This window comes from Brevundimonas sp., from assembly GCF_032107865.1.
Classification (GTDB): domain Bacteria; phylum Pseudomonadota; class Alphaproteobacteria; order Caulobacterales; family Caulobacteraceae; genus Brevundimonas.
The window spans coordinates 1-8,074 of the sequence record NZ_DAMCNG010000127.1 but is presented as its reverse complement, the minus strand read 5'-3'; the positions used below and the strand labels follow the sequence as shown (position 1 = coordinate 8,074).

At 67.4% G+C, this 8,074-nt stretch carries 10 protein-coding genes; all 10 read right to left on the bottom strand.

Going from position 1 to position 8,074, the window contains the following annotated elements; genetic code table 11:
* Positions 1 to 235 precede the first annotated feature (235 nt).
* Positions 236 to 2,953, bottom strand: a complete 2,718-nt coding sequence (locus tag RT567_RS11035) for a transcriptional regulator (protein WP_313576422.1) — start codon at positions 2,951 to 2,953, stop codon at positions 236 to 238.
* Positions 2,954 to 3,199: 246 nt separating this feature from the next.
* Positions 3,200 to 4,084 (bottom strand): flagellin, encoded by an 885-nt coding sequence (locus RT567_RS11030; RefSeq protein WP_313576421.1) that lies wholly within the window; start codon positions 4,082 to 4,084, stop codon positions 3,200 to 3,202.
* A 133-nt stretch (positions 4,085 to 4,217) separates the two neighbouring features.
* Positions 4,218 to 4,499: a flagellar protein FlaG gene (locus RT567_RS11025; protein WP_313576420.1), complete on the bottom strand. Its 282-nt coding sequence runs from the start codon at positions 4,497 to 4,499 to the stop codon at positions 4,218 to 4,220.
* 90 nt (positions 4,500 to 4,589) lie between these two features.
* Positions 4,590 to 5,393, bottom strand: a complete 804-nt coding sequence (locus RT567_RS11020; RefSeq protein ID WP_313576419.1) for a flagellin — start codon at positions 5,391 to 5,393, stop codon at positions 4,590 to 4,592.
* Between the two features lie 112 nt (positions 5,394 to 5,505).
* Positions 5,506 to 6,312, bottom strand: coding sequence for a flagellin (locus RT567_RS11015; protein ID WP_313576418.1), 807 nt, complete (start codon positions 6,310 to 6,312; stop codon positions 5,506 to 5,508).
* 210 nt (positions 6,313 to 6,522) lie between these two features.
* Positions 6,523 to 6,747: a hypothetical protein gene (locus RT567_RS11010; protein ID WP_313576417.1), complete on the bottom strand. Its 225-nt coding sequence runs from the start codon at positions 6,745 to 6,747 to the stop codon at positions 6,523 to 6,525.
* The gene (locus tag RT567_RS11005) at positions 6,734 to 7,156 is read right to left on the bottom strand and encodes a hypothetical protein (RefSeq protein ID WP_313576416.1); all 423 of its coding nucleotides are present in this window, start codon (positions 7,154 to 7,156) and stop codon (positions 6,734 to 6,736) included. The genes RT567_RS11010 and RT567_RS11005 overlap by 14 nt, the downstream gene beginning before the upstream one ends.
* Complete coding sequence (locus RT567_RS11000; RefSeq protein WP_313576415.1) at positions 7,153 to 7,536, bottom strand: M15 family metallopeptidase; 384 nt, start codon at positions 7,534 to 7,536, stop codon at positions 7,153 to 7,155. Before RT567_RS11000 ends, RT567_RS11005 begins: the two co-directional genes overlap by 4 nt.
* Positions 7,533 to 7,805 (bottom strand): hypothetical protein, encoded by a 273-nt coding sequence (locus RT567_RS10995; protein WP_313576414.1) that lies wholly within the window; start codon positions 7,803 to 7,805, stop codon positions 7,533 to 7,535. The genes RT567_RS11000 and RT567_RS10995 overlap by 4 nt, the downstream gene beginning before the upstream one ends.
* On the bottom strand, positions 7,802 to 7,987 hold the full coding sequence (locus tag RT567_RS10990) for a hypothetical protein (protein ID WP_313576413.1): 186 nt from the start codon (positions 7,985 to 7,987) through the stop codon (positions 7,802 to 7,804). The genes RT567_RS10995 and RT567_RS10990 overlap by 4 nt, the downstream gene beginning before the upstream one ends.
* Between the last annotated feature and the right edge of the window lie 87 nt (positions 7,988 to 8,074).

The window sequence follows — 8,074 nt, the reverse complement described above, 5'->3', positions numbered from 1 at the left end:
GGCGACGTCGATGGTCAGCCCTCCCTTGGACGCCGGCGGCGCCTCGACAGGTCCGTCGCGCCCGCCGCTGAACACCAGGGCGGCCGCCACCGCGCCGACGACGGCCAGGCCGGCGCCGACGATCAGGACCGTGCGATTGTCTTTGGAAAGGGCCATGCAGCTCTCAACGCTAACGAAGGCCCCACTAACCCCGTCCGCCCTACGGCCGTCAACCGAAAGCGCCGTTCATCCCGGCTTAGCCTGTGAGTCGCGCCAGGGCGGCCTGATAGTTGGCCAGCTGAGCCTGCAGATAGGCCGGCGCCTGCCCCGTGACCGGCGGCTTGGACGCTTCGGGCGACAGGGCGCGATAGGCGTCGCGCATGGCCTTGATCGCCAGTTGCACCTGATCCTTGGACTTGGCGATCGCCTCGGCGCTGGACAGGTTGAGCAGCGGCGACAGGTCGACGCCGAAGGTCTTCTTCTTGTCGTCCGCCGACTTGCCGATGAAGCCGGGCGTCAGGCCCAGCCCCGCCAAGGCGTCGCGTCCGCCCTCACCAGGGATCAGCACGGCCCCCGCCCGCCCGTCAGCGCTGGTGATCGACAGGCGCTGGACGCCGCCGCTGGTCACGCGCGTGTCGCCGTCCATGCCGGTCAGGTAATCCCGATCCGTCTTGATCGTGACCTTGAGATGACGGCCCGAGGCCAGTTCGATCTTGCGCGCCAGGGACTGCAGCGTGTCCTTGGCCTCGATGGTCACGGCCGTCTGCCGCCCGGTCGCGGGGTTCTGCACATAGAAGCGATCGCCCGCGCGCACGGCGGTGGCGTCCACCAGGGCCTTGGAATCGCTCTGGTCGATCTCGCCCTGCGGCAGGCCCAGCCGGTCCAGAACGCTGGCGCCGCCGGAGGAAACCGTCAGGGCCAGCGGCTTGGCCTGCCCCTCGGCCGCCGTCCAGGTCTGGCTCCATTCCACCTGGCCGGTCTGAGCGTCCAGCCGCGCCAGATAACCGCGCGTGGGATCGTCCTTCTTGGCGCCGAGAGGGCGGTCGGAGACGCCGGTCAGCCAGACCTTGCCGTCATGCACCTTGACGTCGGCGGCGGTGTCGTCGCCCTCGCCGCCGTAATAGGTCAGCCGATCCGCGCCCGAAGCGACCAGATCCGTGGACAGCGTGGCGACGAAGGCGTCCTGGCCTCCCGCGTGCGCGTTGGCGGCCTGACCCGCGTTCAGAGCGCCGTTGCCGGTCGCGCCCGACACGATCAGCCGCCCGTTCGCTACCGCCAGACCCGCGATCTCGCCGCCCGAGGACGCACCCAGGTCGCGCACGCTCAACAGTTCCGGCGCGCCCGTCGGGCCGACGCGGAAGTGACGCAGCACGAAGGCGCCGTTCTCGACGCCCGCCGTATAGAGATTGTCGCCGTCGATGGTCATGGCCTGGACGTTGTCGTCCCCCGCCGTGCCGAACTGGGCCGCGCCGGTCGCCGTCGCCTTGATCGGCGCCAGGCTGTGGATCTGGCTTTCGCTGAAGGCCTGGACGTAACCGTCCCAGCCGCCCACGGCCGAGGTTCCCGGCATGGCCGACTTGGCGCGTCCCGCCACATAGACCCGGCCGTCAGCGCCGAAGGAGACCGCCGTCGCCTCGTCCTCGGCCCTGGCGCCGCGCCTCTGCGTCCACTGCTCGCGGCCCTCGTCGTCGAAGATGGTGACGAAGCTGTCCGCCGTCGTGGCCGAGGCTCCAGCCTCGCCCGGAACCAGGGCGCCGACCACTGAGCCGGCCACCGCTACCCGTCCGTCCGCATCCACGGCGATGGCGTAACCGCTGGCTTTCGAGGCCGCGCCCAGAGCTCGGCTGACCACCACATTACCCGCCGAATCCAGCTTCATCAGGACGACGTCGGCCTGGCCCTTGATCGGCTGCGTCGAGGAACCGACGTTGACGTCGGCCACGATCCACATGGAGCCGTCCGCCCCCGCGGCGCTGGCGCGCACCGTCTCGACGCCGTCCGGCAGGTTGGAGACGCCGCTGCGGCCCTCGACCCAGAAACTCTCGCCGCCCGCGCTGGCGACCGGATTGCCGTCCGGGTCGAACTTCAGCACCTCATGGGCGCCCTTGGTTCCGGCGCCCTGCACCACCTGGATCGAATCGCGCGCCACAGTCGGGACGAAGCTGATCGTCTCCACCGAGGTTCCGCTGACCGTGAGCCCCCAGCGGGGGGGCCCTGCAGGCAGGGTGATGGTCTTGTCGCCCGCCTTCACGGTTCGCGGCTCGGCCTCGATCATCTGGCGATGGATGCGGGTCTGCACGCCCGCCGCCTCTAGCTTGCCGTTGATGTGCTCCAGCACCGCATCCATGGTGCGCGGCGTCGATCCCATCTCGGCCAGGTCGATGTTGACCGTCTGGGTTCCCGTCAGGGTTTTCACCGTGACGCCGAAGCGCACGTCGCCCTGGAAGGCCGCGACCGGGTCGGTCAGGGCGCCGTCATGGATCGGGCCGGTCAGATATTTCGAATTGTCGCGCGCGACGGCCGCCGTGGACTGGCTCTGAGAGGCCGAGACCCCCTGCACGATACGTACGCCGTCGAACTGGGCCGAGGCCAGGAAGTCCGTCATCTCGGCCACGCCCGAGGCGAACCGGCGCGACAACTGATCCGCCTCCAACCGCCCCACGCCCCGCTCGCCCGCCCGCGTCGTCAGAGCCTCCAGCATGGTCAGCCCCTGATACATGGCGAAGATCTTGCGATAGTCGCCGGATGAGGCCCCTTTGACGTCAAGGACCGCATTCTCTTCGTTGACGAGTTTGCGCCCGCTCAGCGCCGAGCGCAGCAGGTCCGATTGGCTCGGCTTTTCCTTGGGAGTCAGCGTCCAGGGCGCGGTCGGCTGCGTCTTGGGCTTCGGCGCAGGCGCGGCCGAAGGCAGGCTCCCGAGACCCGTCCCCGTGCCGAAAAGACCGAGCAGATAGCTGTTGTTGATCGCCGCCACGCAAACCTCCGCCCGCCAGCATCGCCCACAGCGGTAACGAACTGTTTAACCGTCGCGAGGAACCGGCGCCTGACGGCGTCGTTTTCGCCTCGCCACAGCCGAGGTGAGACCACCCATGTCACGTGTGCGCTGGATATTGATGAGGCTGATGAGCCTCTATGGCCTGATCCCCCGACCGACCCGCCGTCGGCCGCCTCCCCTGTCGCTAGGACACGGCGCGCACCGGCGGCTGGGCTAGGGCCGCGATCAACCCTTGAACAGCGACAGGATGATCTGCGGCGCCTGGTTGGCGATCGACAGCGCCTGAGCGCCGAGTTGCTGCTGAACCTGCAGAGCCTGCAAGCGCGCGCTTTCGCGCGCCATGTCCGCATCGACCAGGTTGCCGACGCCGACCTCCAGCGAGTCCATCAGCTTGGTGACGAACTGGGTGTGCTTCTCGATCTGCTTGGACTGGGCGCCCAGTTCGGCGAGTCGGGAGTTGGCCGTCGCCAGCGCGGTCTCGACAGCCGTCAGAGCCGTGGCCGCATCCGCCTGTGTCAGCAGTTCAGGCATGACGTCCGGGTCCGTCGGTGCAGCCCCAGCCGTCGCCAAAGCGAGGCCGCGCAGCGACATGTCCTGGCGGTTCATGGTGATCGTCTCGGACGCATCCGCATTGGCCAGGAAGTTCAACGGCGTCAACGGGTTCGGCGTCGGCGTCACGCCCGGAACCTTGCCGTTCAAAATGTTCTCGCCGTCGAAGGCGGCGTTGTCTGCGAACGACTGCAGCGACTTCAGCAGCGACTGGAACTCGTCGTTATAGGCCTTGCGGGTCGCGTCGGAAGCCGACGGATCAGCCGCCGCCGTGGCCTTCTGGCGCAGCTCCACCAGAATGTCGGATATCTGCTGACCAGCGGCCAAGGCGACATCGGCGATGGAGGTCGCGCGGTTCAGGCTGGTTTTGACCGATTCCAGCGCATTCATGTCGGCGCGCTGGTTCTGGGCGACGGCCCAGGTGGCGGCGTTGTCGCGCGCGCCCTGCACCTTCAAGCCCGTGTTCACCCGGCTCTGGGTCGCCGCCAGCTTGGAGTTGGTGGCGTTCAGGTTCTGAAGCGCGACAAGCGCCGACGCATTGGTGATTACGCTGTTGCTCATGGCTGTTCTCGCCTCAGTCCGATTCTGGCGAGCATTAGTGACGCTGATTCCTGAGCGTATGGTTAACGCCGTCGCAACGCCTATTAACGCCGCCCGGCGATGCCGAGGGGCGTTGAGATCCTGAACGCGAAGCTCAAGCCTCGGTCTTGATGATCTTCCCGACGTCGTAGGCCGGGCTTTGACGCAGTTTGAGCACTTCCTCGCGCGGGAACTGGCGGATCACCTCGCCGGTCACGCGATCCAGGGTCTTGTAGACATAGCCCGTCGCCTCACGCTCGATCGTCAGCCGGTAACGGCCGGCGTCATCGGCTGCGTCTTGCTGCGCCCGGGCGGCAGGCTTCGGCTCGACCGCTACGCCCTGCGGCTCGCGATCAAGGTAGGTTACGCTGGATACTCCTGCGACATTGTCAGCCATATCCCTCTGCGCGGACCTGCCGCGCCTCCCGTCTCAACGATGCGAGAAAGGGGCGAACCAGCGGCCCGCCCCTTCCTTAACCGCGTCGGATTAGCGGAACAGGCCCAGCAGAATCGAGCTGGACTGGTTCGCGATCGACAGCGCCTGCACGCCCAGCTGCTGCTTGGTCTGCAGAGCCGTCAGGCGGGCGCTTTCCTTGGCCAGGTCGGCGTCGACCAGGTTGCCGATGCCGACTTCCAGCGAGTCCTGCATCTTGCTGACGAAGGTCAGCTGACGATCCATGGACTTGGACTTGGTGCCCAGGTCGCCCAGCACGGCGGTAAAGGCCGTGATCGCGCCCTCGACAGCGGCGGTCGTGGCGTCAGCCACGGCCGTCGCGCCGCCAGCGGTGACGACAGCGGTGTCGGCCCCAGCGATCGCCTTCACGGTGAAGGTGTCGCCCGCGCCGGTGCCGGTGCGGACGTCGACAGCCGCAGTGTTCGCCTTGAACAGGTTCACGCCGTCGAAGCTGGCGCCGCCCAGAGCCTTGGTGATTTCATTGCCCAAGGCGTTGAAGTCAGCCAGGTAGGCCGTTTGAGCCGCGCCGGTCGACGAAGCGATGGCGACCGCCAGACCCTTCTGTTCTTCCAGAGCCTTGGTGACGATCTCGCCGGCGGCCAGGGCCACATCGACGATCGACTGACCGCGCTGGATCGACTGCTTCACCGAGTCCAGAGCGCCCATTTCGGCGCGCTGCGACGTGGCGATGGCGAAGATCGCGCCGTTGTCCTTGGCCGTGGAGACCTTCAGGCCGGTGTTAACGCGGTTCTGCGTGACGTTGAGGTCGCGGTTCGTCGCGTTCAGGTTTTGCAGGGCGATAAGAGCGCCCGCATTGGTGTTGATGCTGTTAGCCATTTTGGCTGTCCTTTGTCTTCAGACGATGGCCGACGCCGTTTTGGCGTCGGTGAGCATTCTGCTCGATAGCGATGAGGTGGTCAGACGGCGGCCTCAGCCGCCGCCTTCAGCGTTAGCGGAACAGGCCCAGCAGGATCGAGCTGGACTGGTTCGCGATCGACAGCGCCTGCACGCCCAGCTGCTGCTTGGTCTGCAGAGCCGTCAGGCGGGCGCTTTCCTTGGCCAGGTCGGCGTCGACCAGGTTGCCGATGCCGACTTCCAGCGAGTCCTGCATCTTGCTGACGAAGGTCAGCTGACGCTCCATCGACTTCGACTGGGTGCCCAGCTTGCCGAGTTCGGCGGTGAAGCCGCTGATGGCGGTGTCGACGGCCGTGATCGCAGCTTGAGCGGCCGTAGCGTCCGCCGGAGCCGCCAGGGTGGCCGTGGTAGCGACCGTGATCGCCGCGCCCGTGCCGATGTTCTGCGTCGCGCCCGAGGTGCTGGTCAGAACCGACTGCTGGGTCGTGTTGGAGAACAGGTTCACGCCGTCGAAGGTCGCGCCGGTCAGGGCCTTGGTGATTTCACCGCCCAGGGCGTTGTAGTCAGCCAGGTAGGCCGTCCGTGCCGCGCCGGTCGACGAAGCGATGGCGACCGCCAGGCTCTTCTGTTCTTCCAGGGCCTTGGTGATGGTTTCGCCGGCGGCCAGGGCCACGTCGACGATCGACTGACCGCGCTGGATCGACTGCTTCACCGAGTCCAGAGCGCCCATTTCGGCGCGCTGTGCGGTGGCGATGGCGAAGATCGCGCCGTTGTCCTTGGCCGTAGAGACCTTCAGACCCGTGTTCACGCGGTTTTGCGTGACGTTCAGGTCACGGTTCGTCGCGTTCAGGTTTTGCAGGGCGATGAGAGCGCCAGCATTGGTGTTGATGCTGTTAGCCATTTTGGCTGTCCTTTGTCTTCAGACGATGTCCGACGCCATTTTGGCTGCCGGGAGCATTCTGCTCGGATGCTTACGTCGCAAGGAGCGGGCCAGGCTTACGCAGAGCCTGGCCCGCAGCATCTCCTTGAATTTTCGACATTAAGCTCAAAGAAGCACATCGACGAACTCGGCAATATCTGCCCACCAAGGCGGCAGGTCGGTGATTTCTGCCTAGTCGCCCGGCAATATCGACCCGGCTCCGTCACGCCTTTGCACCCAGGCGTCAATCAAGCTCCGTTCGGCCTGCAGCGTCTCCACCGCCAGGCGCCGGGCGGCGTCGCATGCCGCCACCTGCGCGCCGCGTCTCACATAGACCGCCTCCAGATCGGCCGCCGTCGGACGCTCGGGCAACATCGCCAGTTCGCAGGACTGCGTCGCCGCCTCAGCCAGGATCAACCGGGGCGGCGCAACCGGCGACGGCGGGCGCGACGCGGCACAGTTCGCGGTCATGATCGCGCAGGCGCCGAGCGCGATCAGGGTCCAGGGGCGTATCGGCATCATCAGCAGTCCTTGCTCGAGTTTCAGCCGCGACGGTCGTCTGCGTCACGGCCTTGGCGTTGCGGTGAAAGGCGTCGAGACCCTCGATCTGGCGACCGCGTGCGGCGGCCTCCAGACTGCGGGCGGTCGCCTCTGATTCCGCCTGGCCGAAGCGCTGTTGGGCTGCCTCCATCCGCCGCGCCTGGAGGTGCAGCGGATCCCACCGCAAGCCCAACCCCCGCCCGACGATGAGCAAGATCAGGCCAACCGCCAACACCATCGCCCACCACCCGAGCGGCGTCAGAACCCGCAGGAAGCGCCCCGTCATGGATAGGCCCTCCGATCCAGTTCGAAATGCGGTCCGTCGCGCAAACGCGGCCAGTCTCCGCCCCAGATCAGAGCCACATCCCTGTCCTTCGCCGCCGCCTTGAACGCCTCGGCGATGCGCGGATACAGCGGCCAGTCCCAGCGCACCCCGCCATCAATCCAGGCGGCGACATCCACCGCATGACCCGTCAGGTGACGCGAGTTCAGCGTCCGGCTGGCCCCGGTCCGCACCAGTTCCGCCTGGCGCGCAGGCGTCCGCAGCCCCTCCGTGATCATGAAGTCCACCGGCGTCAGCAGGGTCGCCGCCTCGACCACGGCGACCAGATCGGGATGGACGCCCTTCAACCGCTCGCGCGAGCGTTGCGACAGACGAAAGCTCATGGCCTGCCTCCCACACGCCACCGCGCCAGATTGACGATCTGCTGGGCGCTGGGCGCCACCAGATAGAGCAACAGCATCAGGGCGATCAGCCCCATCAGCCCCTCGGCGATGCGCGGCAGGTCCGCCGCCGTCGCCCGCGTCACCGCCAGCCGCAACAGCAGCCACAACGCCAGGCTGGCGGCATAGACATAGAGACGCCGCCACAGCCAGCGGCCCTCGGCTAGCTCCTGCGGGCGCGCCGCCGGCTTATCTTGATGCTCGGACGTCATTGCCCGTCCTCCGGGTCATGGGGCGCGGTCGAGCTTCGCCAGTCGCCGCCCAGGTGATCGAAACAGTCGTCGGTCGAGAGGCGCTCGGGCGCGGCCCAGGCCTCGGCGTCCAGCAGCGGTTCGAGTTCGCCGAGCGACAGGGGCGTCTCAGCGTCGATGATGCGATGCAGGCGTCTGATCATGGCGCTCACCCCACCGCCGTCAGCCAGACCACGCCGGCCGCGCCTGCGCCGCCCGGCCCGCTGACGGTTCGTCCGCCGCCTCCGCCT

Coding starts and splice junctions, on each gene's coding strand:
- RT567_RS10990 (WP_313576413.1), bottom strand. CDS start 7,987: ATGATCAGACGCCTGCATCGCATCATCGACGCTGAGACGCCCCTGTCG.
- RT567_RS11005 (WP_313576416.1), bottom strand. CDS start 7,156: ATGACGGGGCGCTTCCTGCGGGTTCTGACGCCGCTCGGGTGGTGGGCG.
- RT567_RS11025 (WP_313576420.1), bottom strand. CDS start 4,499: ATGGCTGACAATGTCGCAGGAGTATCCAGCGTAACCTACCTTGATCGC.
- RT567_RS11020 (WP_313576419.1), bottom strand. CDS start 5,393: ATGGCTAACAGCATCAACACCAATGCGGGCGCTCTTATCGCCCTGCAA.
- RT567_RS11015 (WP_313576418.1), bottom strand. CDS start 6,312: ATGGCTAACAGCATCAACACCAATGCTGGCGCTCTCATCGCCCTGCAA.
- RT567_RS11030 (WP_313576421.1), bottom strand. CDS start 4,084: ATGAGCAACAGCGTAATCACCAATGCGTCGGCGCTTGTCGCGCTTCAG.
- RT567_RS11000 (WP_313576415.1), bottom strand. CDS start 7,536: ATGAGCTTTCGTCTGTCGCAACGCTCGCGCGAGCGGTTGAAGGGCGTC.
- RT567_RS10995 (WP_313576414.1), bottom strand. CDS start 7,805: ATGACGTCCGAGCATCAAGATAAGCCGGCGGCGCGCCCGCAGGAGCTA.